Origin of the sequence: Rhizobium johnstonii 3841 (genome assembly GCF_000009265.1) — a bacterium.
Lineage (GTDB): Bacteria > Pseudomonadota > Alphaproteobacteria > Rhizobiales > Rhizobiaceae > Rhizobium > Rhizobium acaciae.
Genome location: NC_008379.1, coordinates 36,014 through 62,695, shown reverse-complemented (window position 1 = coordinate 62,695; position 26,682 = coordinate 36,014). Strand labels below are relative to the sequence as shown.

Here is a 26,682-nt window from a genome sequence, read left to right as displayed (position 1 = left end):
GCCCTAGCTGCGGTCGTTCTTGGTATCGATGCTTGGTTGCACGGACATGCCGGGGCGCAGGTCGCCGTTCGCGGCGGCGTCACCGTCGAGCACGATCTTCACAGGAATGCGTTGGACGACCTTGGTGAAGTTGCCGGTGGCGTTGTCAGGCGGCAGCAGCGCGAATTCCTGGCCGCTTGCCGGAGCGAGGCTGTCGACATGGCCGTGATAGGTGCGGCCAGGGAACATATCGACCTCGATATCGACAGGCTGGCCGGCCTTGACGTCGGTGAGCTGGGTTTCCTTATAGTTAGCGATGACATAGGCAGCTGTCGTCGGCACGACCGACATCAGCTGGGTGCCGGCCTGGACATATTGGCCGACGCGCAGCGTCCGGTTGCCGACGGTGCCGTCGACGGGGGCCGTGATCGTTGCATAGGAAAGGTTGAGCTCGGCCTGGTGCTGGACAGCTTGGCTGCGGGCAAGGGCGGCCTTTGCCTGGGCCAGCTCGGCGTTCAGCAGATCGACCTGCTTGACGGCGGCATCGAGCGAGGCGCTGTCGCGGACGATCGAGGCCTGGGCGGCAGCGATCTGCGAGGCGGCCTGCTGTGCCGTCTGGACCGGGGCATAGCCGCTGGTGGCGAGGTTCGAATAACGCTTGTTGTTCTGCTCGGCAAAGGTCTCATTGGCGCGGTCGACATCGACGGTCGCGCGGGCGGCGGCAATCGTCGACTGCTGGATATCGAGAGAAGCCTGCTTGGCGTTGACGGTGGCTTCGGCGGCAGCGACATCGGCGCTGGCCTGATCGAGGGCTGCCTTGAAGTCGCGATCGTCGATACGGGCGAGCGGCTGACCGGCCTTCACCGTCTCGTTATCCATGACGAGGACTTCGGCAAGATAGCCTGATACCTTGGGGGCGATGGTGCTGTTGTCGGCCTTCACATAGGCATCGTCGGTCGAGATATGGAAGCGACCGACCGTCCAGTAATCATGGCCGTAATAGGCGCCGGCGGCGATCAGCACGAGCGCGGTGGCGCCGAGAAGCAGGGAACGGCCGCCGCGCTTGCGGGCGGGTTTTTCTTCGGCAATGGGTGCGGCGGCCTCGGCAACGCGCGGCGTCTTGCCGGCATCTAGGCTCGCGGGAGCGGCTTCGGCAGTGGTTTCGACGGCGGTATTGTTGTTCAAGGCATGCAGCTTCTTGATGGTCATTGTCTCTCTCCTGGACGGGTCGCCGTCTCTTGGGCTGCGGCCTCTGAATTCGAGTAAAATCCTATTTAGGAAACTTGATGTTTTCCAAAATATGCACTATAAAATGGATGTCAATAGGAATTTGGAAAATCATCGTGGTCCAAAATCAACAAATTGAGAAGAGGCCGAGAGGCAGGCCGCAGTTACGCTGTGACGACGACACCAGGAACCTGATCGTCGAAGCGGCAGACACCCAGTTTCACGATAACGGCTACGCGGCGGCAAGCATTGCCACGATCGCCCAGGAGGCTGGTGTTTCCACAAAGACGCTCTACCGGCTGTTTCCGACCAAGGCCGATCTCTTCGCCAGCGTGGTCTCCGAGCGTATCAGCCGCTTCCTGCTGGCGCTCGATCCCCCGATGCTTGCCGCCGCCGATCTGAGAGATGGACTGGAGCGCATGCTGACGGCCTACGGCATGCTGACGCTTTCTGAAGATACGGTCACCATCATGCGCCTTGTCATCGCCGAGTCGGACCGTTTTCCGGAGATCGCCACATCCTTCTACGAACAGGCGATCCTGCGCACCAACGCGCTGATGGAAAACTGGCTGCGCTTGCAGGTCGACCGCGGCCTTATTGCACTCGACGATCCGCACTTGGCCTGCGGCATGCTGCGCGGCATGATGACCATGGAGCCGCAGCGCGCGGCGATCCTGCGCCAGGAAACGCCGCCGAAGATCGAGGCGATCCAGGCGCGGGCGAAGATGTGCGCCGATCTTTTCCTGAAAGGTTGCGCGCTCTGAAGCATCGCTCGGGCTTCAGAGCGTAATGATTTTTGTTTACGGGTGAGCACTTGCTCTCCCTTCTCCCCAGCGGGGAGAAGATGCCCGAAGGGCAGATGAGGGGGCGAGCGACGATAGGAGCGAGTGCACTGAGCGCAAGCGAAGGGCAATATTGAGCGGTATGCCGTGAAGCCCCCTCATCGCCTCGCTATCGCTCCGGCACTTCTCCCCGCTGGGGAGAAGAGACAAGTGGCAACGTCTTGCCCCTCCTCGGCCAGAGACAACGCCTCAGTTTGGCGGAGCGCCCAGCGCATGCAGGATGCCGCGCAGTTCGGCGAGGCCGCGCATGCGGCCGATTGCCGGGTAGCCTGGTGTGACGACCTTGTCGAGGTCGTCGAGCATGCGATGGCCATGGTCCGATCGGAACACCATGGTGTCTTCGGGACTGCGGCGGCGGTCTTCCGCGACCAGTTCGCTGAGAACGGCGACCATATCGACGTCGCCTTCCAGATGGGCGCTTTCATGGAATGTCCGGCCGTCACCCTCGCGCGTCGTGGCGCGCAGATGGGCGAAGTGGATGCGCGAGGCAAAGCGTCGGGCGATCGCCGGCAGATCGTTTTCGGCGCGGACGCCGAGGCTGCCGGTGCAATAACACATGCCGTTCGCCGCCGACGGCACCGCATCGAAGAGAGCGGCATAGTCGTCCGCCGTCGAGGCAATGCGCGGCAGGCCGAACAGCGAACGCGGCGGATCATCGGGATGCAGCGTCAGCTTGACGCCGCGGGCTTCGGCAGCCGGCGTCACCGCCTCCAGGAATTCGATCAGGTGCCGGCGCAGTCTTGCGGCATCGATGCCACTATAGGCGACGAGCTTTTCGCGGAAAGCCGGAATGGTCAGAGGTTCGGTGGTTGACCCCGGCAGGGCCGAGGTGATGATGCGGGTGATGTCGGCGACCTCGTCGTCCGTCATCGCCTCGAAGACGGTACGCGCCCGTTCGCGGTCTTCGCTGGAATAGTGCTGCGCCGCATCCGGCCGTTCCAGAATGAAGAGATCGAAGGCTGCAAAACGCTCGTGGTCGAAGCGCATGGCGGTGGCGCCGGTCGGCGTCACGAAATCGAGTTCGGTGCGGGTCCAGTCCACCACCGGCATGAAATTATAGCAGACGATCGGAATGCCACAGGCGGCGACCGCTTCGAGACTGGCGATCCACGCCTCGATTTCGGCCTTTGCCTCCCCGCCCTTGCGCTTGACGGCATCGGGGATCGGGATGCTCTCGACCACCGACCAGACGAGCGGCGAGCGGTCGCCAGGCGTCGTCTCGATCAGAGACTGGCGATCGCGCACTTCCTTCTCCGTCCAGGCCCTGCCGATCGGCACCTGATGCAGCGAAGAGACGATATTCGTCGCGCCCGTCTGGCGGACATCATCCAGCGTCACCGGCGCTTCCGGTCCGAACCATCTCCAACCCTGTCGCATCCTTCTTCCTTCCCTCTCGCTTTTCGTTTCGTGTTGGCCTGCCGTCAGCAGAAATAATGGGGGTAACGCGCGCGCAACTCGTCGACATCGGGAATGACGGCACTCAGATGATGGATCATCGCACTGCGTGCCGCCGCCGCATCATGGGCGGCCAGCGCATCGCGGATGATCATGTGTTCCTGCACGACATTATCCATGCGCCCAAGCACCGGTAACGTCAGGCGCCGTGCCCGGTCGATCTGCACCTTGACCGTTTTCAGGATTGCCCAGATGCCGGGATAACCCGATATCTGCGTGATCGCCTCATGGAAGGCCTCGTCCTCCTCATGGAAGCCCGAGGCATTGCCGGTCGCGGCATGCGCCCGCTGCCGGGCAATGATGGCGTCGAGACGGGCGATATCGGCGGTCGTCGCGGTCAGAGCCGCAGCATCGACTGTCGCGCCTTCGAGCGCCTTGCGCACGACGACCGCCTCAGGGATCGCCGAGACAGGCACCCGCGACACGACGGTGCCCGACTGCGGGTAGATATCGACCAGTCCGCCTTCGGAAAGCCGGAGCAGCGCCTCGCGTACCGGCGTGCGGCTGACGCCGAAATCATCGGCGATCCGCTTTTCCTGCAACAGCATGCCAGGCGGCATCCGTAACGACACGATGTCGGCATAGAGGCGATCGTAGATGGCGCCGGCCGTGGTGATACGGCGCAGCCTACCCCCGTCCTCCCGCGATGCCGGGACGACCAAAACTTCGGTTTCTGATGCTTGCTGCATGAATATACCGGGACGCTGAAACTCCGTGGCATACTAGTATATCAGTTTTATCGCCGTGCCAAGACATGCCGTTCAAGGTTCGGCGCTTCACGAATTGAGCAAGTCGACCGGCGGGCCGCGGGCTCGAGACAAAAACATTGAACGGTAATTACGGTGCGACAGCGCGGGTGAACGGCATAGACCTATGGAAAGCCGATCTCTACGCCGAGGCACTCTTTGTTTGGAACTTAGATCGGCCAAGTTGGTTGAGATCCGCAAGGAGACTCTCATGAAAAAGCCAGCACCACGCAAGACAAGCGAAAATACGACTGACGGCGGCCGGTCGAAAACTCCACCCGCCGCGGACGCAGGCGGACGGAAGATGGCTCCGCGAGCCGCAAACCAAATCGACAGGCTGAGCGGCGGGTCGCCAGCAGCCAGCCGCGAGGAGGAGATCCGAGGAAGGGCATATTCCCTGTGGGAGAATGAAGGGAGGCCGGAAGGCAAGCACGGGCATCACTGGACCCTGGCCGAACATGAACTCGATGCACAGCAGGGCGAAGCCGATGATCCTCCAAACCTCGCAGCATTGCGAGAGGCCTCGCGCGAACATACCGATGCATTCCTCGTCAAGACCGATCTCGAGGACGCCGATCAACGCGAAGCCTCTCCCGGCACACGCGAGCAGGATTGACTTTCCGCCTCGCGCCAATCTCAGACCTCTTGTCATTAAGAAAGGTCGTCGACATGACCGACAAACAGAACTTGAACGCCGGATTCACCGGAACGCCGGCTGAGCAGCCGGAGGGATTGACCAAGGTCGCGAAGTCGGCAGCCAGAGAGATGAAACGTGAGGCTTATGCCGTCGCCTTCGGTGCCAGAGAGCACCCGCATACCGCAAGCGCATTGCTGCTCACTACCGGCATTGTCGCATTCGGGCTTGGATATCTCCTTGGTCGATCGTCGGCGGAAGGTTCGACACGCCCATATTGGCGGTAGCGGCAGCCGCGTCACTTCAACGAGGCGCATGCATCGGGTCTTCGCCGATCGCGATGATGCCGCCTTCTTTCTCTCGATACGCTCGTCGGCTGCTGGCTATCAAACCTTCACATCACGCCCGCACCCCAGACGTGTTTTCTGTTGAAGCCGGTCTTACCTTCGTACCCCTTTGTCACCCATCATCGAACAGAACCACGTCTGTCCAGACGACTGTTGCCGGAATACCACGTCAAATAAAGCCACAGATTGCACCGTCATCACAGCTTGACAGCCGTGATCGCGATCCTTAGCGAGGCAGTATGGCCACGGTCAGGACCGGCAAAGTGAATTATTTCAGACAACTCAAGATGGCGGTGCTTTATCCCGGGAATGAGGCCGGAAGTGCACTCGACCGAAACAACCGCATTGCGGTCTTTCTCTTTGCGATCCTTCCAGGGCTTTCGCCGAACTTTAACTCCTTCATCCTCCTCGCGTCGATGGTATGGGGCGCCTACTGTCTGGCCACGGGCAGCCTCGCCTTGAACTTGTCGAAATCCGACCGGCTGGTGGCCATTGGCATGTCGATCTACCCGCTGGTGATGATCGCGAGCATCTTCATCAACCCGCCTTACTCCGAAGAACTGGACTGGATATTCCGGCTTCTGCCTTTCTTTTCGGTCTGGCTGATATTGCCGCGGATGCGCCAATCTCCCGATGGCAGTCTCGTGCCGCTCTTTATCCTCGGCGCAGGCATCGGCATGATCGTCACCTTTCTTTTCAGTCTCCTGCAGATCATGTTTCTGATGGAGAGGGCAGAGGCCGGGACTTCGAACGCAGCACTCCTGGGCGTCATAGGCGTTCTTTTCGGCGGCATTGCGCTTCTCAACGTTCAATCTCCCAGAAGCGTGGAGCAAAGAATTGCGATATTGGGATATGCCGCGGGTCTAGGCTGCGTCCTGCTTTCCGGAACGCGCTCGGCCTGGCTGGTCATTCCCATCCATATCGTCATCTTCCTCTGGTACTTTCGCAAACACAGCTTCCATCTGAGTTTGCGCAGCCTGGCTATTACCAGCTCCTTGCTGTTGGCGGGACTTATCACCCTGGGCAGCGGCCAGATCCTTCATCGCATCCAGGCGCTTCAGGAAAATCTGACATCGCTCGAACGCACCGACGGCGAGATCACGTCGCTGAGTGCCCGGTTCGCCTTGTACAAAGGCGCACTATCAGCAATCAGTAAGGACCCGTTGACGGGTTATGGCCCGCAGAACCGGATGGCTTCGGTTTTGGCAGAGCTTCCCGATAATATAAGGCCGAAGCTGCCTTACTCGCATGTCCATAACGGCTTTCTGACCGCGGGAATCGACGCCGGCGTTTTCGGCATTGCAGCGCTTTCGCTGATGCTGCTGACGCCCGTGATCGGCGCGTGGAGAAAAGAAGCGGGACCGGGCCGGGATTTAGCGATTGCGCTCGCTCTTCTGCTGTTCAGCAGCTACGTCATCACGGGCAGCTTTGGCATTATGTTCAATCAGAAAGCTTTGGATCCGATCTTCGCCTACATGGTCGCCCTTATTTGTGCGGATCGCGGCAGCACGGGCTTTGCGCCCGTCGTTCGGAGCTGACGTCCGGCACCCCTTAAGCCTGCAGACCCTACAGCTTGCTTTGAATTGTCTGAGGTAGCCGTATTGGCTCGGCGCCGGTGAAAGCCAGATCCGAGACCTCACCCGTTGACGAATAGCCGGAAACGAGCTCCGCCAATGTCGCACGTGCAGCGATCATATCGTTCCGGTCCAACGCCGCGTTGAGCGCGTTGAGCCTTCGCGACAGCTCCGCCCAGGACAGGAAATCCTCGCGCGCCTTCATAATCCGAGGATGTTCGGTTGTTTCAGGATTATCCCCGATCAACAGCTCTTCAAAGAGCTTCTCGCCGGGTCGAAGACCGGTAACGGACAGCTCGATATCGCCTTCGGGATTGTCTTCGTCCCGGACGGCCAGCCCGGAAAGCTCCACCATCTTGCGGGCGAGATCTGCGATGCGAACCGGCTCTCCCATGTCGAGCAGGAAGACATCTCCGCCCTCCGCCATCGCGCCGGCCTGTATGACGAGTTGAGAAGCCTCCGAAATGGTCATGAAGTAGCGGGTTATATCAGGATGTGTCAGTGTCACCGGGCCGCCCTCCTTGATCTGCTGCCGGAAAAGCGGCACGACAGATCCGGAGGAGCCGAGGACGTTTCCGAAACGGACCATGGAGAAATTCGTTCGCATTCTGTCGGTCGCCGATTCCGCCGCAAGCGCCTGCAGAACCATCTCCGCCAGCCTCTTGCTGGCGCCCATCACATTTGTCGGACGCACGGCTTTGTCTGTGCTGATCAGCACGAAATTCGAGACGCCGCATTTATTCGCCGCGCGTGCCGCGACCAACGTACCCATCACGTTGTTCTTGATGCCTTCCACGGCATTGTGTTCGACAAGGGGAACATGCTTGTAAGCGGCTGCATGATAGAGCGTCTGAGGTCGCCAGCTCTGCATGACATGTTCCATGCGATCCTGATCGCGGACAGAACACAGAATCGGAACGATCTGCATATTTTCATGCTTGTACAGTTCGGCGAGCTTCTGCAATTCGGCATGGATATTGTAAAGCGCAAACTCGTTCTGATCGATGAGGATCAGGCTGGAAGGCCCGGTGCGCAAAATCTGACGACATAGCTCGCCGCCGATCGAGCCGCCAGCACCGGTGACCATCACCACCTTGTTGCGCATCGACTTGTCGAGTAGCTCCTGGCGCGGCGCGACCGCTTCTCTTCCCAGAAGATCTTCGATCTCCAGCTCTCGGATGTCGGAGACGGCGATGCGTCCCTGAGCCAGGGCAGTGAGATCCGGCAACGTGCGAACATTGACCCTGGCTTTACGGATGTGCTCCAGGATTTCGTTGCGACGCTGCCGCGATGCGGAGGGAAGTGCAAGAAGCACGTTGTGCACGCCGAGAGATTCGGCAAGCACCGGAAGATCCGAGGGGTCGTAGATCGGCAAACCACCCATGACGCCGCCCTTGAGACGCGGATCATCATCCAGATAGCCGACGACATTGAGTTCGGCACTGTTGATCAAGGCACCGGCCAGTTGCCGCCCGGCCGTCCCTGCCCCATAGATCAACACCTTGGCGAGCATATTCTTGTGAAGGATGCGCTGGTAGGCATCCCCGAGCCAGTAGCGGATACTCAACCTCGACAGGCCGATCGCAATCAACAGAAGGAAGGGCTGGAGGATGCCGACGGTTCTCGGAACACCGGGGACGCTGAGTGCTGTAAATATCGTCATGAAGGCGACGCCGTAGATCGCAATCGCCTTCAGAACAGTAATGAAAGCAGCCATATTGGCATAGCGGAAGATCGCCCGATACATGCCCATGACGATGAAGATGGGAAGTGCCATACAGAGCGAAACGAAGACCGGCAGCCACTGCACACCTGTCAGCACCGTCCATTCGTTTAGGCGGAAACAATAGGCCAGCCAGATCGTCAGAACACAAAAGCTGGAATCCAGCAGCAAGGCCAGAGCGCGTTTGGCAACCCGCGGCATCGCCAGCAGAGGGGCGACGAGCGCTTGCATCGGCATTAAGAACCATCCTGAGCGCGGCGTCTCAGTGGGGGTATTTTCGGGCATTGCTTACCAGCGTCTCGCGGATCAATCAGACAACCACCTTCTTGTCATTTTCTGCAACGAGCGCAACTGAAATAATCGGAAAGTAAGGTCCCCCGCCCCGCTTATCTATCAGAAGTAGGTAGCTTAATGCCTTATTCCCTTACGGCGAATGACCTTTTCGGCCGTCATAAACAGGATGCTTATGTCGAAGCCGAACGAGCGGCGTTCAAGATATTCGACATCGAATTTTACCTTCTCCGGAATCGGCAATTCGTCCCGGCCATTGATCTGCGCCCATCCGGTCAGTCCGGGCAGGAGCTTGTCGACACCATGGGTCGTCCGCAACTCTATCAGATCATATTGATTGTAGAGTGCCGGCCGCGGGCCGACGAAACTCATCTTCCCCTCGAGAATGCACCAGAGCTGCGGCAGTTCGTCGAGGCTGGATTTGCGCAGAAACGAACCGATCGGTGTCAGAAAGCGATCCGGATCTTCGAGCAGATGCGTGGCAACCGTCGGTGTGTCGACGCGCATGCTGCGAAATTTCGGCATCAGGAAGATCTGATTGAAACGCCCGACACGTTTTGACCAATAGAGGATCGGTCCCGGCGAGGTAAGGCGAACACAAAGAGCGACGACAAGGATTGGAACGAGCAGGATCGCCGCCGCAATCAAAGCCAAGAAAAAATCCACCGCCCGTTTCAAACCCATGCTCCGCAGTTCTTCCGACTTACCGACCGACCATCCGCCATTCGCGCCATCGCGTTGCCGTATCGTCAAAAAGCGTTTCGCGTCAACTGCCATCATTCTGCGGACGCGGACGGACGAGGATCGGCAAATCTTGATCGAACCTCCGTTTCGAGGTCGCGCCCATCGCGCGCCTGGCAGGACCAAAAGCCGGGCAGGACGCGATGGCCACAATCCAAGGGGAGGTTTAGACGGCATGACAGATCCGCGAGCCGGCATTCCATCGCCAGCTTCGCAGATGAACCGCGGGCGATACGACATTGCGCGCCAATCGAGATCGTCCCCCTGAGCGATGAACATCCAGGCAAGGCGCGAGAATGGGATCAAGTGCCGGTCGGCACGGTCGATCGCGCTCTTGTTCGGCGAGGCAAGCAAAGACGGAGGAATGTCGCCTCAAATCTCTCGACGACGCGAGGTGGCCTTTGCAATTATTGCCACGCCACGCAATGTCGTGGGACGGTGGTCGGGCAAACTGGCCAGGATGACTTCACGTCCCTGCCAACCGGCCAGCCGGGCTGATGGTGGAGGCGGAGAGACCGCCGAGTAATTTCGGTAAAGGCAGGCGGAATCGGAATTGAGCACAGCCGTATGAAACCCCGCGGCTAGCTCTCTCTCATTTGGGCGGCAGGCCAGCTAGACCTTATCCAATTCGCGCGCAACGCAGCTCATACCCGTTCCGAGCCAAGGCACACTGGCCGCGATTGGGTACGATAGGAAATGACAATTTCAGCGCTCGAATCGATCCAGCATCCTCTTCAGTTGTGCGTTTTGCAGCCTAAGCTTCGTCGCCAGCTGATCCCGGAGCAGTCTGATTTCGCCATCGAGGCTCACCGCGTCGGCAGAAACGGCGGTAACGCCTGGAGAAGGTGGAAGAACGACAGCAATCGTTTTCACTTTCTTGCTCCGCCTGCTGCGCTTTCGCGTTGGACCTTCGCTTACTGGCAATGCCTTTGGTGCGGCGTATGCGGCTACGTCGGCCTCATTGGATAAGGCCGGATCAACCGCTTTCGTGAGCGTGGCGCTTGCGACATCTCTCGTGTCATTAACACTACTTGCCGCTTCCTCGGCATGATCCAGGTCCGCTGACACCGCCTCGCGTTCTTCGTGAATGACCGGTTTTTCGTTGGCCGCACTGTCTGCGGCGTTCAACCGGTTGTCGGCCGCCGTTTCAGTCGGCTTCACGTCATCGGTCGAGCCGTGTTCTCGCTTCTGCTGGCGTCGCCGTGACACCAGCCCAGCAAGAAGTTTCCATGGAGACGCCATTTTATTCGACCTCGAATTCTACTCAGTATGCAAACTGCGAGCAAAAACGTTGGCGGCAGATCGAACCGCCGCCAAAATCTTCACTTCAATAAGCATGAGAATGCGGCCAGCGCTTGGCCGTCTGCTGCCAATCAACCGAGGTTAAGTCGCTTCCGCAGATCGGCATTTTCAGCGCGGAGCTTCTCCGCCAGCAGCTTGCGCAGTCTCTGGTTTTCCTCTTCGAGCTGCAGAAGATCCGCGATCTCATCAACTGCCGCCACCGACGGTGCAGTCGTTATCGACACAGCCTTGGGAGCACGTTTGACAGGCGCACGCCTGGCACTCGTCGTCCCTTCGTCAGGCTTTGCTTTGCGTCCTCTCGTCTGCTTTCCAGCTTTGGCACCCGAAGCCGCTGCTGGTTGCACAGAAACGGCGGCTGAGGCGGTTTCAGGCACCGCCTTCTTGGCTCGAGGTTTGCGCACCTTCTTCAGTACATCGGGCGCCGCGGCGGCCGGTGTGTCAGCATTGGTCATCGTATCGTTTTCGTCGGCCATTATGGTCTCCTGTAAAGCCGATGCATTTGTCTCTTGGTCGATCGGCAGTGTCAATAACGGCCCGGCCGGTTCTTCTTCGGGTACAAGCATCTCGCTGTTTCTTGCCTGAGGAGGTAATGACATAAATGGCATTGCCTCGTCCTGCATATCTCGCGCAACGGACTTGAGATCCGTGTCTCCCCAGATGGAACTCGGTTTGGAGTTGAGTTTTCGCCGTCCTGATTTGTACTCAACGGCAAAGCTGCGCTGCACTTTTTTCACTTTGAGAAGCCTTGGGTGTCTGCGGTGATGTTTCGGCGACGTTTTCAGCATCGCAACGTGGCGTGCAAATAACGACTATTGCGCCGACGGTCCATACCGTGGCGACACCAGGGCCACGGGAACTGAGACGACGCCTTGTTAATGCCCGGCCGAAAAGTCGAATGGATGCGCGCGCATGAAAACGTCTTTCTGCAAATCGATCAGCATGGCACGGGAAAAGGTTGGATGAGCATCGTCGTCGATGGCCGGTTCGAGGAGTTTAGGGATACCGACCTTTGGCGTAATGAAAGGTTGCACGCCTGGTCGTTGCTGCAAAAACACTTCGACTGGTGGGAAATCGGCGCGTTGAAGCCGCAGGCGCAGTCAACCGCCTCGGCGTCCGAGCACATTTTTTACGGCATATTTGTCCGTGAGGTTACCGGTCGTACGGCGCTTTCAGTCGAGTGAAAAAATGGTCAGGGAAAGACGCCCAGGAGGGTCCCGGGCGTCTTGCTCAGTGGGCGAGGAAGAGAGGAACCTTGGTTTCCTCCACCATCGACCGCGTCACACCGCCAAAAAGACGCTGCTGCAGTCGAGAATGATTATATGCGCCCATGACGATCATGTCGGCGGCGACGTCCACCGAATGCTGGCGTAGTACCTCGTCGACGCGGCGGCCGCCGCTTGCGACGCAATCCACATCAACCTCTATCCCGTGCCGTGCCAGAAAGGTGGCAACATCAGCGCCGGGCTCTTCACCATTCGCGGATGATGATGCCCGCGGATCGACGAGGGTAACATGTACCGATTCTGCAGCCTGCAGAAACTCGATCGACTGGCGCGCTGCTCGCGAGGCCTCGTCGCTGGAGTCCCACGCCAGTAGGATTGACTTAGGAGCAAATCCGATATTGGTCTTTTTCGGATTGATCAGCATCGGTGTCGGCGACCGGAACAAGGCGCCGTCTATAACTCTGCGCCGAAGCTCTCGGTCACCGGCAGCCTGCGGGCCGATCAGGACGAGATCGGCATAGAGTGCCCGCTCGGCGATATCTTCATCCGCCCAGGCGAATTCGGTGTAGATCTCCTGTACCTCGGAGGAGGCCTCGCTTCGTGCGAGGATCGCTTTGATCTCGGACGCCTTGTCGGCCAGACTGTCGACTTCCCGCTGGCGTTCCTCGATCCAGACGGTCGAGACAACTTCGGCGGAACCGATCGGGGGCGCCGCGCCCATCGAAATCACCATTGCGGTCAGGTGAGCGCCGCGGGTTTCACAAAAATCAATCGCACCCTTCAAATCTGCGTCGAAGTGATTGACGCCAAGGACACTCAAAACAGTTTTAATGGTCATGATCGGATCGCCTTTCTTGTTGGAGAAAATCAATCCTAATCTTCCTCGCTCTCACAATTCATTGATCTGACGCAAAGCGGCGGTGTTCCTGTCGGCTAGGATGCTCGAGCAATCGAGGGCAGACCATGTCAGATCCAGTTTGGATTTTCACGGCGCGGCCGGATCTGTGACTGCAAGAAGTTGGTCATCCCGATTGGCACCAGTCAATCGTTCTCGATCTGGAAGAGCGGTTGCGTCGCAGTGCCGATCGAAAGGGACGATCGGTGATCCTGCGCCGGGTGAAAAGAGCGCTCAATGACGAATGATCGAAAGCCGAAGTAAAAGGGAGAACAACGATGCTGGTTACAGATCGTGACTGTCAGACTGGAGGAGCGCGGTTTGCCGTGCCGACGCTCGGCGAAATCGAGGGAAAACTACTGGTTTCCGAAGTGGTCGCAACCAGCTGTCTGCGACAGCTTTTCGCTCACTCGGACGGCGCCGCTATGCGTGGGATCAAACGCCGGATCAGACGGCTGCTTCAAATCCGTTGCCGCGCGGAAAAACTCTCCCACGATGATACGGAAGCAGCGGTGGAATATGCTTTTCAATTGGTGGAGGCGGCTGCCGAAGCGGTCGGCAGGAAGACGACAGTTTCATCAAAGCCTGGCGGCTGCGAGACAATTCGCCGGTTGAGGGCGATGCATAGTCCTGACCATCGTTAGGCCGGAATGCCCTCAGATAAGAGAATATGCATCAAGAGCCTCGTCTGGCGACAGATCATCCCGGACCTGTCACGATTACCCGCGCGGAATAACTGCGCGCCTCCCCCTATCGCGCCTCGGCCAGCGCCTTGCGGAAGCGCATCAGCGCGCCTACGAAAAAGAGGATACCAATTAGGCTCAGTGCGATGGCGTCCGGCCAGACGGCATCCCAGCCGGCGCCACGATAGAGGATCGCCTGCGATATCGAGACGAAATGCGGCGCGGGCGAAATCACCATCGCGTATTGCAGCCAGAGCGGCATGCTGTCCATCGGCGTCGTGCTGCCGGAGAGCAGGTTCATCATGATCAGGATCGGCATCGAAATCAGCCCGAACTGCGCCATGGAACTGGACGCTGTCGCGATCAGGATACCGAGCGACGTGACGGAGAATAGGTAGAGAACGGTACAGAATACGAACAGGCCGATCGAGCCGGCTATCGGCACGGCAAGCAGCCACTCGACCACGACGAGCAGGGAAAGCACGGCCGCCACGACAATGACGAGGCCGTTCGCCCAGATCTTCGACACCATGATCTCGGCCGGCGTCACCGGCATGACCAGCAGATGCTCGATCGTGCCATGCTCTCGTTCACGGATCAGCGCCGCCCCAGTAAGAATGACCGAGAGCATGGTCACATTGTTGATGACCTGCATCACCGCCGTAAACCAGGTCGATTGCAGATTGGGATTGAAACGAGCGCTGACGAGGAGGGAGATCGGCGGGGCGGCCGCGCTGGTCGGCAGGGCCGAAACGACTTCCTGCATGATGATGCTCTGGATATAAGAGGCGCCGTTGCCGGCCTGGGACATCGCTGTCGCGTCAATGTCGAGCTGCAGCGTGGGTTTGCGCCCGACAATCGCTTCCTCCTCGAACTTCGGCGGTATCTCCAGCACGAAGACGAATCGGCCGGCATCCATCGCCGCGTCCACCTCGCCTGCGGCGATCAGCACCGGCTCCTTGAAGAAAGGCTTCAGCAGCGCGTCCCTCAGCCGTGTCGAGAGCATCGACCGGTCTTCGTCGACCACGGCGACGGAGGCGTTCTCGACCTCGAATTTTGCGCCGGTAGAGACAGTGTAAACGGCGATCGTAAAAGTATAGATGATGAGGACCATCATGACGGGATCGGCCCTGAGGCTGTAGAGTTCCTTGATGCCAAGCCTGAAGATCCGTTTGAGCTTTTCCCACATCTCAAGCCCCCTGCTTTCTGAGTGCGACAAGCGCAGTGCCGACGAAGACGATGCCGAAGGCAGCAAGGGCGATCAGATTTGGCCAGAGCTCGGAAAATCCGAGACCCTTGGTGATCACGCCGACACTCAACGGTTGGTACCAGGCTGCCGGAAAGAGCAGTCCCATGAACCGTCCGCCGCCCGAAAGCGAAGAGACGGGCACAAGAAGCCCGGAAAAGTTCACCGCCGGGATGATCGACACGATCGCTGTGGCAAAGATCGCCGCCATCTGGCTGCGCATGAAACTCGACACGACGAGACCGAAGGCCGTGGTCGAAAGAATGTAAAGGATGGAACCCGCGACCAGCAGACCGATCGACCCCTTGATCGGCACGAAAAAGACGAAGCGCATCATCAGGAGCAGCATCAGAAAACTGGCAAAGGCGATCGCCACATAGGGAAGCTGCTTGCCGAGCAGGAATTCGATGCGGGTAACGGGCGTCGCCTGGAAATTGGCGATCGTGCCGGTTTCCTTCTCCTTGACGATTCCAAGCGCCGTCATGATTGCCGGGATCAGTACAAGCATCAGCATGATGACACTCGGCACGATGGCATTGGCGCTCTTGAAGTCCTGATTGTAGCGGAAGCGGCTTTCGATATTGACCGGATAGGGGGAGGCGGTGTGTCCCGTTCGCCTCGCCGACGCATCGGCGAGATAGGCGGAAACGAGACCTGAGACATAACCCCGTGCCGTTTCGGCGCGAAACGGCATGGCGCCGTCGAGCCAGACCGAGACCTCCGGCGTCTGCCGCCGCATCAGGTCGCGGCCGAAATCGGGCGGGATCTCGATTGCCACCATGAGTTCGCCGTCCTGCAGCCGCCTTTGCAAGGCGTCGGTCGACGCAATCGGCGGCCGCTCCTCGAAGTAACGCGAACCTTGCAGGCTCTCCACCAATTGCCGACTTTCCGCCGACTGGTCCTGGTCATAGACGGCGAAGGGCAGATGCTCGACATCGAAGGAAATGCCGTAGCCGAAGGTCAGCATCAACATGACCGGTCCGAGCAATGCGAAGACGAGCCGCGCCCGGTCGCGTAGGATTTCCAGCGTCTCGCGCCGCGTATAGGCCCAGAGCCGCCCTGGATCAAAGAGCCGCGAATGGGATGCATGTTCGCCGGCAACGGCAGCCTCCCCGACACCGGCTTCGGCTCCTTCGCCCATGCCGGCTTCGCTCAGGATTTCGATGAAGGTTTCCGCAAGCGTCGCCTTGCCGCGTTCGGCGCTGAGTTCCGCCGGGCTGCCGATCGCCAGCACCTTGCCCGCATGCATCAGCGAGATGCGGTCGCAGCGTTCGGCCTCGTTCATAAAATGCGTCGACAGAAAGATGGTGACGCCGTCGCGCCGCGCAAGCCGGATCAACGACCGCCAGAAGGCGCTGCGCGCAACCGGATCGACGCCGGAGGTCGGTTCGTCGAGGATCAAGATCTCCGGCCGGTGAAGGACGGCCGCTGCAAGCTGGAGTCGCTGGCGGATGCCGAGCGGCAGGTGCTGCGACCGCTGGTCGGCGACATCGGCAAGATCGTATTCGGCGAGCATCTTGGCCACGCGTGGCGCGATCTCGTTCGCCGGCAGAGCGAAGAGCCGCGCGTGCAGTGTCAGGTTCTGGCGCACCGTCAATTCGCCATAGAGCGAAAAGGCCTGTGACATGTAGCCGACGCGCTTGCGGGTCTCAATATCGCCGGCTTTCAGGGGCTGGCCGAAAAGCTTTGCCACACCCTCGCTCGCCGGAAGCAGGCCCGTCAACATCTTCATCGTCGTGCTTTTTCCGCTGCCGTTCGAACCGAGGAAACCGAAGATCTCTCCCTTCGGAATGCGGAAGCTGACATGGTCGACCGCGACGAAGTCGCCGAAACGGCATGTCAGCCCCTCCGCTGCGATCGCCGGCGGCCCGTCGCCGGTCACGCGAGGCGCGACGATCAGCGAGCCTTGGTCTGCTTCGGCGGCATTGGGCATGAGCGCGATAAACGCGGCCTCCAGCGTCTGCCGCCCGACCTGCTGCATGATCTCGGTCGGGCTTCCGGTGGCGATCAGCCGCCCGCCATGCAGGGCGGCCAGCCAGTCGAAGCGTTCAGCCTCCTCCATATAGGCAGTGGCGACGATGACGCTCATTTGTGGGCGTCGCGCACGGATAAGGTCGATGAGTTGCCAGAATTGCCGCCGTGACAGCGGGTCGATGCCGGTCGTCGGCTCGTCGAGGATCAACAGGTCCGGATCGTGTAGCAGCGAGGCGCAAATACCGAGCTTTTGCCTCATTCCCCCCGAAAGCTTTTCCGCCGGTCTATCGCGAAAAGGCAGTAGACCGGTCATGCGCAGCAATTCATCGATGCGTGCACGTCGCTGCCGGCCGCCCTGCCCGAAGAGGCGTCCGAAGAAATCGAGGTTTTCGGCAACGCTCAGCGTGGGATAGAGATTGCGTCCGAGCCCCTGCGGCATGAAGGCGATGCGGGCGCAGACCGCGCGGCGATGGCGCCTCCCGGCCATGTTGCCGCCAAGCACCTCGATTTGCCCGTGCTGAATGCGGGTGATGCCCGCGGCAAGGCCGAGCAGCGTCGACTTGCCGACGCCGTCCGGCCCGATCAACCCAGCCATGCAGCCGGCAGGAACGGCAAAATCGACGGCATCGAGGGCGAGACTGTGGCCGTAGCGATGTGTCACCGCGGTGAAGCGGACGGCAGCTCCGCTCATTGCGGCAGCTTCACTTGCAGGTCAGCCGGCCAGCTTGCCGCGGGATCGGTGCGGACATAACCGACACCCCTCACACCGGTCTTGATGCGCGATTCGTATCCCTTGAGCAAATCCGGCGCGATTCTCAGCTTCACGCGGAAAACCAGCTTCTCGCGCTCGTCCTGCGTCTCGACTGTCTTCGGCGTAAACTGCGCCTCCGAAGCGACAAAGGAAACCTTCGCCGGCACGACATATTGGGGCGCCGGATCGAGAATGATTCGGGCCTCATCTCCAATCGCCAAGCTGCCGGCCGCGCGTGCCGGAAGGAAGATGGTCATCGAAACGTCGGAGAGATCGAGCAGTGTGACTACCGGTGCGCCGGCCGCAACGACCTCGCCGGTCTGCGCCAGCTTATATTCGACGCGACCTCGGAGCGGCGCTTTCAGCACCGCATCATCGATCAGCGATTGAAGTCGGGCCACCTCCGCCCGCGCCGCCTCGGTTGCGGCTTCCGCCTCGTCGCGGCTCGCCAGCGCCGACCGCCCAGCCGCCTCGGCCACGCCCAGCTGGCTGCGCCGCAATTCAAGCTGCTGCATGGAGCCGCTGCCCGTGTTGCTCATCGACTGCGCGCGCTGAAGCTCCTGGCGGGCAAGCGTCAACTCGCTCTCGCGCTGGGCGATCGCAGCATCGGCCTCGATCTGGCTGGTCTCGCTTCGGCGAACCCCCGCCTTGGCTCCGGCGAGTTGGGCAGCGAGATCGGATGCATCGATCCGGGCAATCGGGGCGCCCGCGTCCACCACATCACCCTCATTGACCAGAACCGCGGCAAGGCGACCGGCAAACTTGGCTGAGATCAACACCTGCTGGGCCTCGATACGGCCGTTCGACATGGAGACATTCGCCGGCAGATGCTGTCCGGTGATTTTGCGCCACAGGGCTTCAAAATGGCCCGCGACGGCTAAACCATCGTGGGCAAAGAGAGGCTGGCTGAGGCTTAACAGCGAGGCGGTCGAAATCAATATGACAAACTGCTGTCTTTTCAAGACGTAGCCTCCGATCGATATTGCGGGCTTGTCCGATCCTTCTAGCCGTTACACAGGCGTCCATCCTTGACTTACGTCATGTCTGGGTGGCGCCATGCTGCATGGCCAAGACTTAATCGAGAAGTTTCGTATCGCCGGGCTGCATCCGGTATAGGGCGTCCTCTCCACATGGCAATCTCCTGGGCTACGATCACGTCGTCCCAAACCGCCATGATGATGTCGACTTCTTCATCTATCGCCCTGCGGCATCGCGTCCTTGATGTGCATGGATTCGAGTGGGGCAGCCCGTTGAGAGATCGCTCTCCTCCTCAATGGACTTACGGCGGCAGTGATATGATGCGAGCCCAGAAATGGCCCCAGCGACGCGGACACGCAGATATTGAACGACGTCCGGTGCGACATGTCCAGTGATGCACCGAGCCCTTCGCGTCAGATAAATTATCCAATCGCTTTTTGATCATTCAGTGTCGTGATCCCAGGCGCAGACCACGCCGAACGTTCCGCCGCGCGCCGTTCCGACCAGATATGAACCTTGCCCCTGAGCGTGACGCTGCCGCCGAGACCTCGGCCCCGGATCCCTTGGGACCCGAGTTCCGCGTCCCGCTTGAATGCGTCCTCGATCCGCTTCTTCACGGCCGCTGCACTGACACGCGGAGCGATCTCGATAAGGTTGGACAGACCAACAACGCCGCCAACGTCGCGAACGGTATCAGCGGCGGCGTTCTTCTGATATTGCCACTCGACTTTGCCGGTGAGCGTGACCCAGCCCTTCTGGACCTTGACCTGGACGGTATCCTTGGGAACAGAAACGTTCCAGTCGATCATGTTGGCAGCGCGGCGCGCAATGTCTTGGTCCGATGTGTCATAAGCGCTGAAGATCTTCACTTCGATCTCCTCGGCAATGCCGCGCACGCCCCTCACAGGCTTTACAACGCCCTCGGCGGTTTCCTTTTCGGAATAGGAACTGACGCGGCCCGTAAGAGTGACGATGCCGTTGTCAACAGCGACGGCTCAAGAAGGCGGGATGGATTTCTTTGCGCAGTTGCGATGGGCGGAAGCGGGTGCCGGCAACGCCAGGTGATAGCGGGTAAATATTGACGAATGGCGTCACCATTTTAAGGGCAGCTACTCCTCGATCTTGAGATAGCGAAACTAAAGCCCTTCGTGCGTTGAACGCTCCAGCGGCGCGTTTCCTTGGTCCATATCGTTTATCGATTTGTATAGCGGAATGCTGAAAAGGGTCACGATCATCAAGATCAATACAATTAAAAGAAGATGATCCACGACCAGCCAGCGTAGCCAACGACCATCATGCCGGGAAGGTGTCATGAGCTGCCTCCTACCACCGGCGGCGGCGGGCAGAAGTTCTTATAACCGAGCTTTGGCGCATCGCATCGTGCATCGAACTTTCCGATGGGCTTCGTTCGCCGGCAACAGGGATCGGTCCGGAATCGATCCGACGTCGAGCAATTCGTCGCCGCCAGAGAAGGAAGCAGAATCGTGAGCGATATCTTCATGACGTTTCCCTCGATCTTCGACACGAAACACATCTAAGACGGCGCCCGGAAAGCTGCATTGCGAAAGATCAAACTCCTCTGTCGTCCTTCCTCGTTTAGTCAAACCGCAAATTGATATCGGTCAAGATCTTCATGCCCGTTTTCTGTCATTGGTTGGGCATGACAGCCCTTCAGGCTATCCAACGAACTTCTCGGGAGACGGGAATGGCACACAAACAGGTTCTTTTCCATGCTGAGGCGAGAGGCAAGGTTCTCCAAGGCGCGACCAAGCTTGCCGACGCTGTCCGCATCACGCTGGGGCCACGTTCCAAATCGGTCTTGATAGAGAAAAAATGGGGCGCGCCCATCGTCTGCAACGACGGCGTGACGATCGCGAAGGAGTTCGATCTGAAGGATCCCGAGGAAAACCTCGGGGCCCGAATGTTGCGTGCCGCCGCGGAAAAAACCGGCGAAGTGGTCGGAGATGGAACGAGCACGTCGACCGTGCTCGCTCACGCAATCCTCGCTGACGGCCATCGCAACGTGGTGGCCGGTGCCAGCGCCATCGATCTCAAACGAGGCCTTGAGCGCGCGGTCAGCAGGGCAGTCAGGGCACTGCGAGATATATCGAGACCTGTAACGACAGACAGGGAGAAGCAGCAGGTTGCCGCCATCTCCGCCCACAACGACGAAACCATCGGCAAGCTCGTTGCCGAAGCGATGGCAAAAGTCGGTAAGGAGGGCGTGATCACCGTCGAGGAATCCAAGACGATGGAGACCCGTCTCGACGTGGTCGAGGGCATGCAGTTCGACCGCGGCTATATCTCGCCCTATTTTGCCACGGATGCGGAGAAGATGGAGAGCATCCTGGAGGATGCCCGGATCCTGATCTTCGACCGGAAGATATCAGCGCTTGGCGAGTTGGTCGCCCCGCTCGAGGAAATTGCCAAATCGGGCAGGCCGCTTCTCGTCATCGCCGAAGACGTCGAGGGCGAAGCCCTTGCCACTCTGATCGTCAACCAGATCCGCGGAACCTTTCGCAACTGTGCCGTCAAGGCTCCGGGCTTCGGTGATCGGCGCAAGGAAATGCTGCAAGATCTGGCAATCCTGACCGGCGCTCAGCTCATTTCCGAAGATCTCGGCTTCAAACTCGACAAGGTGACCCTGGAACAACTTGGCACGGCGACGCGCGTTGTCGTGGACAAGGAAACGACGACGATCATCGGCGGCGGTGGCACACAGCAGGCGATGAAAGGACGCGCTGACCAGATCCGCAAACAGATCGAAAAGACAACCAGCGACTACGACAAGGAGAAACTGCAGGAACGACTTGCAAAGCTCTCCGGCGGCGTCGCCGTCATTCGCGTCGGCGCCCCCGCCGAAGCGGAGATGAAGGCCAAAAAGGATGCCCTTGACGATGCGATCAACGCCACGAAGGCCGCCGTCGAGGAGGGTATCGTTCCGGGTGGAGGGCTCGCACTCCTGCGCTGTATGAAGGCTGTGGCCGAGGAAGAGGAACTCTGCGATGGGGACGAGCGGACGGGCGTGCAAATCCTGAAACGGTCACTCGAAGTTCCGGCGCGGCAGATCGCCGAAAACTCGGCTGTGGATGGCGGGGTCGTTGTCGCCAGGATGCTTGAAGGGGAAGGATCCATCGGCTTCGACGCTGCCCGCAACCGATATGTCGATCTCCTGGAGGAAGGTATCATCGATCCAACCAAGGTCGTACGCGTCGCGTTGGAGAATGCTGTCTCCGTCGCCAGCATATTGCTGTTGACGGAGGCAACGATGACGGAACTCCCGGAACCGATCCAACAACAGGTGTCGCCGACGATGGAGATGTAAGGCCATCGGCGGCGCGGGTCGCGTCGATATCCGGTTAGCCACCGGCCCGGCCGTCACGAAAGGGCGAGAGTGGCGCCACGCAGACCCAAATGAGAATCGTTTTGTACCGCACGATGATGGCCTCCAAGCTAGCTTCTGGTTGAACCTCGGCAAAAATATCTCTTTGGCTGTCGAATGCCTTGATACACGTCAATAAACGCGCCGAAGTCGCTGACGCCCGCCCACGAGCGGCCTTTACGATGGCAGGGCCGCCATCAAAGTTGACTTGCCAGTTGTCAGTAAAAAGCCTACCGTTGCTCGTGATCGAAGAAGAGGATGCAATGCGTAATTTGCATAAGCGCAGTCTTCGACGGGCGTAACTTTTGCCAATCGGTATTCCTCAGATGCTGGTTCCCGCCTCCAACGAATAAATGCGAGGCAATCCGATGGATATTTTAATCGCAGCCGAAAATATCAGAAAATTCAACTCTTTGCTCCTGACGGAGAAAGACGACATCCAGAAGCATGTTCTCCTAGAGCTGCTAGGCCTTGAAAAAGAAAAGCTGGCAGCGGCCATTGCGGCAGAGCAGATACTAGGTAAAGACGGCTCGCTGTCGCGCTAAGGCGGTCGAGCACGTCGTCAAACGCGTGAAGGGAGTTCGCGGCATTGCCCAGGAAATCGAGGTTCGTATTTTTGGTGCTGGTAACACCGACGACGACGATATCGCGCAGCGGGCCGTTAAGATGATCGACTGGAATGTCTGCATCCCGAAAGAGGCGGTGCAGGTGCGGGTCATCAAGGCTGGGTAACCTTAACCGGCACGGTCGAGTGGCAGTATCAGAAGGAAGCTGCGTCAGATGCTGTCAAAGATCTGTCCGGCATTGTTGGCCTATCGAATCTGGTCGAGGTCAAACCCAAGGTCAGCGCGGCCAACGTGAAGAAGCGCATCGAGAATGCCTTCGAGCGCGATGCAGAACTGCAAGCCGAGGCAATTCGCGTCGATGTTTCCGGCGGAAAGGTGACGCTGAAAGGCAAGGTCAAGACCTGGGCAGAACGACGCGCCGCCGAGCGCGCCGCGTGGTCAGCCCCTGGTATCACCACACTCGATGATCAGCTCTCTGTCGGTTGATCAATATCTGACATCGATGGCGTCCCTCAGGAAGCAAGCGCTCACGGCCTTCATCAAGAAGAGCAGTCTGCCGGCTGATAGGGGACGGGCTCAAGGACTTTCTCCTCAATGCGCCGCATGATCTCGTCGGCGAGCCTTGCGGCGCGCTGCGTGGCGTCGAGGCGCGGCCATGCGACGGCGCCCGTCTCATGCGCGAGCTGGTGCGCCAGGATATCGACAGTCGCGTCGGAGGGACTGCCAACCCGTGCCGCAACGCGCTGCCACAGCAATGCCGGATCCGCTTCGAGCCAGAAGGCCGAAAAGGGATGGTGGCCTTCTTCCGCCGCTTCCTCGATCATCCGCCGGTTGACCGGCTTGTCGAAGACCGCATCGGCCACCGCCGAACCGCCTTCCGCCAGGATGAGTCGGGCTCGCCAGACCATCTCCTGATAGACCTTTGCGGAAACTTCGGGCCGGTATGCGGCCTGCGGCAGCCTGGTCTCCGCCGGAACGCCGTGCATTGCCTTGCGAATGCGGTCGCTTTCGATGATGCGAGCACCCGGCGCGAGGCCGATGCGCGGCGCCAGCACTTCTGCAAGCGTCGTCTTTCCCGATCCGCTGAGGCCACCGACAGCGACAAGCCGTCCCGGCACCTGCTGCAGTTGAGACCGAGCAAGCTGGAAATAGGAACGCGCCTCATCGATCAACACCGCCGCACGATCACCGGCATCCTCCGCCTGAGTGGCGATCACATGCGCCCGCACGGCAGCGCGGACGGCGATGAAGAACGGCAGCGCTGCAAAGCCGTCGTCCTCGTCCGTCTCGTCGAGATAGCGGTTCATCACGAGGTTCGCTAACTCGGGATGCCCGCGATGCCAGAGGTCCATCAGCAGGAAGGCGAGATCGTAGAGAATATCGGTCGTGGCGATCTGATCGTTGAACTCGATGCAATCGAACAGGCATGGTTCGCCATCAAGCAGGAATATGTTGCGGAGATGCAGGTCGCCATGGCAACGCCGAACCTTGCCCGACTGCTCCCGCCGGTCCAGAACCTCGGCGAGCTGTGCGAGGTGCCGCTCGAACGCCGCGGTCAGTTCCTCCACCTCCGCAGTGGAAAAGACATGACTTGTAGCAAAGCCGGCCTCATTGACCTTCAGCACCGCAGCCATGCTGGCCGCCCCGCCGCTGGTACCGATGACCGGGGCGAGACGGTGATAGGCGACGATCGCCCTTGCAAGGGATGTCATCATCGACGGCGTCAATCCGCCGGCGGCGGCGATATGGTCGAGTAGCAGCGACTGATCGAAACGCCGCATCTCCACCAGAGCATCATGCAGGATCCCTTGACCATCAAGCGCAAGGCGACCATCCTTTTCCAGTGTAATCGCTCTGACGCCGAGGTAGATGCCCGGCGCTGTGGGCGTGTTCAATTCCACCTCTTTCCGGCATGTCGCAATCCTTTTCTCCGCCGAGGAAAAATCGGCATAGGGCAGCTTCACAGCGCGCTTCATCTTGTAGGCGCGGTCGCCGGCAAGAAAAATGCGCGAGATGTGCGTCTCGATCATTTCGACAGGCTCCCCATCCCGAGACAACGCGCCATTGAGAAAGGAAATGGTTGCCGACTGGTCTTCCGTGATCATCTGCAAACTTTCAGCTGACATTACCGCACTGTCGGAAGCATCGCCCCAATTCCGCGGCAATGCATTGACGCGCATCAATGATCGGAGCGCCGCCGCATCTTAGAAATGAAAGCGAGGGCGTGGTCTTGCTGGGAGATGAAAATGAACCTGTCTTCGAGAAGGGAGCTTGTCGAAGCGCTGGTCCCGGTGATCCGGAAAGCCGGCAGTGCCGCGCTCGTTTTGCAGGACGACCACGTTGCCGTAAGAGCCAAACCGGACGGTTCACCCGTCACCTCCGCCGATCTTGCAAGCAATGAAATCCTGCGCGCAGCATGCGTGGCGCTCTTTCCGGCAATCCCTGTCGTCAGCGAAGAAGATAGCCTCGCCTTTGAGGCCCGCAGGGACTCGGATTCCGTTCTCGTAATCGATCCGCTCGACGGCACCAAGGAATTCATAAAAGGCCGCGACGAATTTGCCGTCAATATCGCCCTAGTCGAGAATGGCCATGCGAGCGCGGGACTGATCTATGCCCCGCCCGTGACCGGCTCTTCTTTTCCTACGGCGGTGGATTTGCATTCGAGCAAACAGGCGGAGGGCAGCGCCGCAGCCTTCCACGCCCTTTCGCTCGACGGCGTCATCCGATCGCGCTCGTCAGCCGCTCTCATCTCGATCCTCGCACAAAAGCGCTCCTGGCCGCGCTGCAGCCCTGCAACGTTGAAGAAATCGGGTCATCGCTGAAATTCGCCCTGGTGGCTGCGGCCGAGGCCGATTTCTATCTTCGGCTCGCCCCGACGATGATCTGGGACTGCGCTGCCGGCCAGGCGATTATCGAAGCAGTCGGCGGCGTCGTTCTGCAGACGGATGGAACGTCCCTCAGTTGCAACTGCACGGGGAAACTCAAGCAGGATGGCTTCATCGCCGCGCGAACGCCGCAGCTTGCTGCACGGCTGATTGCAACCATACGGGAACTCGAAATCACATCCGCAGTTGCAACCCAGCAATAGGCTCGTGGCTCAACGTTTCAAGACAGCCGCTGCACTCAATCGGCCGGCACGCAAGCGTCAAGCGCCGTATTGGCTAAGGTAAGCGGATAGACGGTTGTATGAGTCCTGAACCTGCCTGGCGGGCGATCGCGAAGAATGCCTCCGCATCCTTGCGCGTCAGATTTGCGACCGAAACCAAGCTTAGCTCCCCCGAGATCAGCCCATAGGGTATAGCCGGACGATCACGCATGTGGATCCCTCCACACGGGAAAACGATGGCGTCACAGGAGAGCTTTGGGTCGAAAGTCTGCGCGTCGTACCCATGATTGATGTGAATCAAAGCTTGATTGCCACGTTGGTTCATTTTGAAATGCGGCTGGATCGCAGCCAGACAGCGCTGCCTGGAATCACGAGTCCCGGGGCGGTATGAGCCGAAAGGCGTTAACTGATATACGAAGCGGAGAACGAGATGATCGTGCCGAATGATGTTACCATTGCCGTGATCGACGGACGGAGTTTGCGGCTTTTTCGCAACGTGGGACACGAGCCGCATGTCGATCTTGCCGCCCTGCCGGAGCCTGCTCTTGAACCGGCTCATGCCGGCTCTGGTATCCGACATCGAAGCAGCGCAGCCAATCCGGACGACCAGCGGCTGAGGGAAGATGATTTTGCCGCTGCCGTTGCAGGCTATCTCAACAAGCAGGTGCTCGAGAGTCAAATTCGGAAATTGATTGTGATTGCTGACCCGCGTTCGCTGGGGGAATTGCGCCGTCACTTCCATGCTGCCTTGACCGAGCGACTGCTTGCGGAGATCGCCAAAGACCTCGCCGGACAATCCACCAGCGAGATTGAGGCCGCAATAGTGCTCGCCTGATGCTTCGATCTCTTTTACAGCCGCCTGCATGGGATTCGAACTGGTTCACAATTTCATCGGCTCGCGGATTGTTGCTTATGGACCTGGCCTATTCCCTTTTATGGAGAATAAACTCAGCTTGCAATCCTACGTCACAGGTGCCGAACTGGCGAATGCGCTCATCAACGATTGCTCGTGGCCTG

At 59.5% G+C, this 26,682-nt stretch carries 24 protein-coding genes and 3 pseudogenes; 12 read left to right on the top strand and 15 right to left on the bottom strand.

The genetic code is table 11. The features are described 5' to 3' along the window. Positions 1 to 3: 3 nt before the first annotated feature. On the bottom strand, positions 4 to 1,188 hold the full coding sequence (locus RL_RS26175) for an HlyD family secretion protein (RefSeq protein WP_011649594.1): 1,185 nt from the start codon (positions 1,186 to 1,188) through the stop codon (positions 4 to 6). 134 nt (positions 1,189 to 1,322) lie between these two features. Between RL_RS26175 and RL_RS26170 the strand changes: the two genes are divergently transcribed. Continuing rightward, positions 1,323 to 1,970, top strand: coding sequence for a TetR/AcrR family transcriptional regulator (locus RL_RS26170; RefSeq protein WP_011649593.1), 648 nt, complete (start codon positions 1,323 to 1,325; stop codon positions 1,968 to 1,970). 267 nt (positions 1,971 to 2,237) lie between these two features. Here RL_RS26170 and uxuA read toward each other — a convergent pair whose 3' ends face one another. Next, positions 2,238 to 3,425 carry a mannonate dehydratase gene (uxuA, locus tag RL_RS26165; RefSeq protein WP_011649592.1) on the bottom strand — a complete coding sequence of 396 codons (1,188 nt, stop codon included), beginning with the start codon at positions 3,423 to 3,425 and terminating at the stop codon, positions 2,238 to 2,240. A gap of 44 nt (positions 3,426 to 3,469) precedes the next feature. After that, entirely contained in the window at positions 3,470 to 4,192 is a 723-nt protein-coding gene (locus RL_RS26160) for a GntR family transcriptional regulator (RefSeq protein WP_011649591.1), read from the bottom strand. A gap of 268 nt (positions 4,193 to 4,460) precedes the next feature. Here RL_RS26160 and RL_RS26155 point away from each other — a divergent pair, with 268 nt between their 5' ends. From RL_RS26155 to RL_RS26145, 3 genes are all read left to right on the top strand, one after another. Beyond that, entirely contained in the window at positions 4,461 to 4,865 is a 405-nt protein-coding gene (locus tag RL_RS26155; protein WP_028743343.1) for a DUF2934 domain-containing protein, read from the top strand. Positions 4,866 to 4,918: 53 nt separating this feature from the next. After that, on the top strand, positions 4,919 to 5,170 hold the full coding sequence (locus tag RL_RS26150) for a hypothetical protein (protein WP_003549579.1): 252 nt from the start codon (positions 4,919 to 4,921) through the stop codon (positions 5,168 to 5,170). A 299-nt stretch (positions 5,171 to 5,469) separates the two neighbouring features. Then, positions 5,470 to 6,768, top strand: a complete 1,299-nt coding sequence (locus tag RL_RS26145) for an O-antigen ligase family protein (protein ID WP_011649588.1) — start codon at positions 5,470 to 5,472, stop codon at positions 6,766 to 6,768. Positions 6,769 to 6,796: 28 nt separating this feature from the next. On the opposite strand, the gene RL_RS26140 is transcribed toward RL_RS26145, so the two are convergent. The 4 genes from RL_RS26140 to RL_RS26125 form a co-directional block, all read right to left on the bottom strand. Further along, positions 6,797 to 8,812 carry a polysaccharide biosynthesis protein gene (locus RL_RS26140; protein ID WP_028743345.1) on the bottom strand — a complete coding sequence of 672 codons (2,016 nt, stop codon included), beginning with the start codon at positions 8,810 to 8,812 and terminating at the stop codon, positions 6,797 to 6,799. Between the two features lie 123 nt (positions 8,813 to 8,935). Beyond that, complete coding sequence (locus RL_RS26135) at positions 8,936 to 9,502, bottom strand: sugar transferase (protein WP_028743346.1); 567 nt, start codon at positions 9,500 to 9,502, stop codon at positions 8,936 to 8,938. Between the two features lie 762 nt (positions 9,503 to 10,264). Beyond that, complete coding sequence (locus tag RL_RS26130) at positions 10,265 to 10,801, bottom strand: hypothetical protein (RefSeq protein WP_011649585.1); 537 nt, start codon at positions 10,799 to 10,801, stop codon at positions 10,265 to 10,267. 131 nt (positions 10,802 to 10,932) lie between these two features. After that, a complete protein-coding gene (locus RL_RS26125) occupies positions 10,933 to 11,595 on the bottom strand; it encodes a transcriptional regulator (RefSeq protein ID WP_011649584.1) in 663 nt (220 codons plus the stop codon). A gap of 225 nt (positions 11,596 to 11,820) precedes the next feature. Between RL_RS26125 and RL_RS26120 the strand changes: the two genes are divergently transcribed. Further along, positions 11,821 to 12,042, top strand: coding sequence for a hypothetical protein (locus RL_RS26120; RefSeq protein WP_233938717.1), 222 nt, complete (start codon positions 11,821 to 11,823; stop codon positions 12,040 to 12,042). A gap of 46 nt (positions 12,043 to 12,088) precedes the next feature. On the opposite strand, the gene RL_RS26115 is transcribed toward RL_RS26120, so the two are convergent. Beyond that, positions 12,089 to 12,955, bottom strand: a complete 867-nt coding sequence (locus RL_RS26115; RefSeq protein ID WP_041936752.1) for a universal stress protein — start codon at positions 12,953 to 12,955, stop codon at positions 12,089 to 12,091. A 302-nt stretch (positions 12,956 to 13,257) separates the two neighbouring features. Between RL_RS26115 and RL_RS26110 the strand changes: the two genes are divergently transcribed. Next, positions 13,258 to 13,623, top strand: coding sequence for a hypothetical protein (locus RL_RS26110; RefSeq protein ID WP_011649581.1), 366 nt, complete (start codon positions 13,258 to 13,260; stop codon positions 13,621 to 13,623). Between the two features lie 106 nt (positions 13,624 to 13,729). On the opposite strand, the gene RL_RS26105 is transcribed toward RL_RS26110, so the two are convergent. From RL_RS26105 to RL_RS39915, 5 genes and pseudogenes are all read right to left on the bottom strand, one after another. Beyond that, complete coding sequence (locus RL_RS26105) at positions 13,730 to 14,851, bottom strand: ABC transporter permease (protein ID WP_011649580.1); 1,122 nt, start codon at positions 14,849 to 14,851, stop codon at positions 13,730 to 13,732. Position 14,852: 1 nt separating this feature from the next. Continuing rightward, the gene (rbbA, locus tag RL_RS26100; protein WP_011649579.1) at positions 14,853 to 17,573 is read right to left on the bottom strand and encodes a ribosome-associated ATPase/putative transporter RbbA; all 2,721 of its coding nucleotides are present in this window, start codon (positions 17,571 to 17,573) and stop codon (positions 14,853 to 14,855) included. Then, on the bottom strand, positions 17,570 to 18,595 hold the full coding sequence (locus tag RL_RS26095) for an HlyD family secretion protein (protein ID WP_011649578.1): 1,026 nt from the start codon (positions 18,593 to 18,595) through the stop codon (positions 17,570 to 17,572). The genes rbbA and RL_RS26095 overlap by 4 nt, the downstream gene beginning before the upstream one ends. A 438-nt stretch (positions 18,596 to 19,033) precedes the next feature. Further along, positions 19,034 to 19,603, bottom strand: a pseudogene (locus tag RL_RS41175) (BON domain-containing protein); the annotation flags it as partial. Positions 19,604 to 19,747: 144 nt separating this feature from the next. Further along, a complete protein-coding gene (locus RL_RS39915; protein ID WP_155251683.1) occupies positions 19,748 to 19,924 on the bottom strand; it encodes a hypothetical protein in 177 nt (58 codons plus the stop codon). Between the two features lie 392 nt (positions 19,925 to 20,316). Between RL_RS39915 and groL the strand changes: the two genes are divergently transcribed. From groL to RL_RS26080, 3 genes and pseudogenes are all read left to right on the top strand, one after another. Next, positions 20,317 to 21,936 (top strand): chaperonin GroEL, encoded by a 1,620-nt coding sequence (gene groL, locus RL_RS26085; protein WP_011649577.1) that lies wholly within the window; start codon positions 20,317 to 20,319, stop codon positions 21,934 to 21,936. A gap of 425 nt (positions 21,937 to 22,361) precedes the next feature. Further along, positions 22,362 to 22,538, top strand: a complete 177-nt coding sequence (locus RL_RS40270) for a hypothetical protein (protein ID WP_165422444.1) — start codon at positions 22,362 to 22,364, stop codon at positions 22,536 to 22,538. After that, positions 22,537 to 23,045, top strand: a pseudogene (locus tag RL_RS26080) (BON domain-containing protein); the annotation flags it as partial. The gene RL_RS40270 and the pseudogene RL_RS26080, both read left to right, overlap by 2 nt. A gap of 53 nt (positions 23,046 to 23,098) precedes the next feature. On the opposite strand, the gene RL_RS26075 reads toward RL_RS26080, so the two are convergent. Next, positions 23,099 to 24,685, bottom strand: a complete 1,587-nt coding sequence (locus tag RL_RS26075; RefSeq protein ID WP_011649576.1) for an AAA family ATPase — start codon at positions 24,683 to 24,685, stop codon at positions 23,099 to 23,101. 120 nt (positions 24,686 to 24,805) lie between these two features. Here RL_RS26075 and RL_RS36990 point away from each other — a divergent pair, with 120 nt between their 5' ends. Together RL_RS36990 and RL_RS41040 are read left to right on the top strand one after the other, a co-directional pair. After that, positions 24,806 to 25,381 (top strand): 3'(2'),5'-bisphosphate nucleotidase CysQ family protein, encoded by a 576-nt coding sequence (locus RL_RS36990; RefSeq protein ID WP_267970725.1) that lies wholly within the window; start codon positions 24,806 to 24,808, stop codon positions 25,379 to 25,381. Then, the gene (locus tag RL_RS41040; RefSeq protein WP_326492028.1) at positions 25,285 to 25,647 is read left to right on the top strand and encodes a 3'(2'),5'-bisphosphate nucleotidase CysQ family protein; all 363 of its coding nucleotides are present in this window, start codon (positions 25,285 to 25,287) and stop codon (positions 25,645 to 25,647) included. Before RL_RS36990 ends, RL_RS41040 begins: the two co-directional genes overlap by 97 nt. Before the next feature lie 9 nt (positions 25,648 to 25,656). On the opposite strand, the pseudogene RL_RS40755 reads toward RL_RS41040, so the two are convergent. Then, positions 25,657 to 25,903 (bottom strand): annotated as a pseudogene (locus tag RL_RS40755) (alcohol dehydrogenase); the annotation flags it as partial. Between the two features lie 192 nt (positions 25,904 to 26,095). On the opposite strand from RL_RS40755, the gene RL_RS38185 reads away from it, so the two are divergent. After that, positions 26,096 to 26,500, top strand: a complete 405-nt coding sequence (locus RL_RS38185; RefSeq protein WP_003549620.1) for a host attachment protein — start codon at positions 26,096 to 26,098, stop codon at positions 26,498 to 26,500. Positions 26,501 to 26,682 lie beyond the last annotated feature (182 nt).

What these genes read in the sequence shown, in the direction of transcription:
- RL_RS26140 (WP_028743345.1), bottom strand. Translation starts at nt 8,812, where the DNA reads ATGCCCGAAAATACCCCCACTGAGACGCCGCGCTCAGGATGGTTCTTA.
- RL_RS26135 (WP_028743346.1), bottom strand. Translation starts at nt 9,502, where the DNA reads ATGGGTTTGAAACGGGCGGTGGATTTTTTCTTGGCTTTGATTGCGGCG.
- RL_RS26110 (WP_011649581.1), top strand. Translation starts at nt 13,258, where the DNA reads ATGCTGGTTACAGATCGTGACTGTCAGACTGGAGGAGCGCGGTTTGCC.
- RL_RS26150 (WP_003549579.1), top strand. Translation starts at nt 4,919, where the DNA reads ATGACCGACAAACAGAACTTGAACGCCGGATTCACCGGAACGCCGGCT.
- RL_RS36990 (WP_267970725.1), top strand. Translation starts at nt 24,806, where the DNA reads ATGAACCTGTCTTCGAGAAGGGAGCTTGTCGAAGCGCTGGTCCCGGTG.
- RL_RS26175 (WP_011649594.1), bottom strand. Translation starts at nt 1,188, where the DNA reads ATGACCATCAAGAAGCTGCATGCCTTGAACAACAATACCGCCGTCGAA.
- groL (WP_011649577.1), top strand. Translation starts at nt 20,317, where the DNA reads ATGGCACACAAACAGGTTCTTTTCCATGCTGAGGCGAGAGGCAAGGTT.
- RL_RS26155 (WP_028743343.1), top strand. Translation starts at nt 4,461, where the DNA reads ATGAAAAAGCCAGCACCACGCAAGACAAGCGAAAATACGACTGACGGC.
- RL_RS26145 (WP_011649588.1), top strand. Translation starts at nt 5,470, where the DNA reads ATGGCCACGGTCAGGACCGGCAAAGTGAATTATTTCAGACAACTCAAG.
- rbbA (WP_011649579.1), bottom strand. Translation starts at nt 17,573, where the DNA reads ATGAGCGGAGCTGCCGTCCGCTTCACCGCGGTGACACATCGCTACGGC.
- RL_RS26075 (WP_011649576.1), bottom strand. Translation starts at nt 24,685, where the DNA reads ATGTCAGCTGAAAGTTTGCAGATGATCACGGAAGACCAGTCGGCAACC.
- RL_RS26160 (WP_011649591.1), bottom strand. Translation starts at nt 4,192, where the DNA reads ATGCAGCAAGCATCAGAAACCGAAGTTTTGGTCGTCCCGGCATCGCGG.
- RL_RS26120 (WP_233938717.1), top strand. Translation starts at nt 11,821, where the DNA reads ATGAGCATCGTCGTCGATGGCCGGTTCGAGGAGTTTAGGGATACCGAC.
- RL_RS26105 (WP_011649580.1), bottom strand. Translation starts at nt 14,851, where the DNA reads ATGTGGGAAAAGCTCAAACGGATCTTCAGGCTTGGCATCAAGGAACTC.
- RL_RS40270 (WP_165422444.1), top strand. Translation starts at nt 22,362, where the DNA reads ATGGATATTTTAATCGCAGCCGAAAATATCAGAAAATTCAACTCTTTG.
- uxuA (WP_011649592.1), bottom strand. Translation starts at nt 3,425, where the DNA reads ATGCGACAGGGTTGGAGATGGTTCGGACCGGAAGCGCCGGTGACGCTG.
- RL_RS38185 (WP_003549620.1), top strand. Translation starts at nt 26,096, where the DNA reads ATGATCGTGCCGAATGATGTTACCATTGCCGTGATCGACGGACGGAGT.
- RL_RS39915 (WP_155251683.1), bottom strand. Translation starts at nt 19,924, where the DNA reads ATGACACCTTCCCGGCATGATGGTCGTTGGCTACGCTGGCTGGTCGTG.
- RL_RS26130 (WP_011649585.1), bottom strand. Translation starts at nt 10,801, where the DNA reads ATGGCGTCTCCATGGAAACTTCTTGCTGGGCTGGTGTCACGGCGACGC.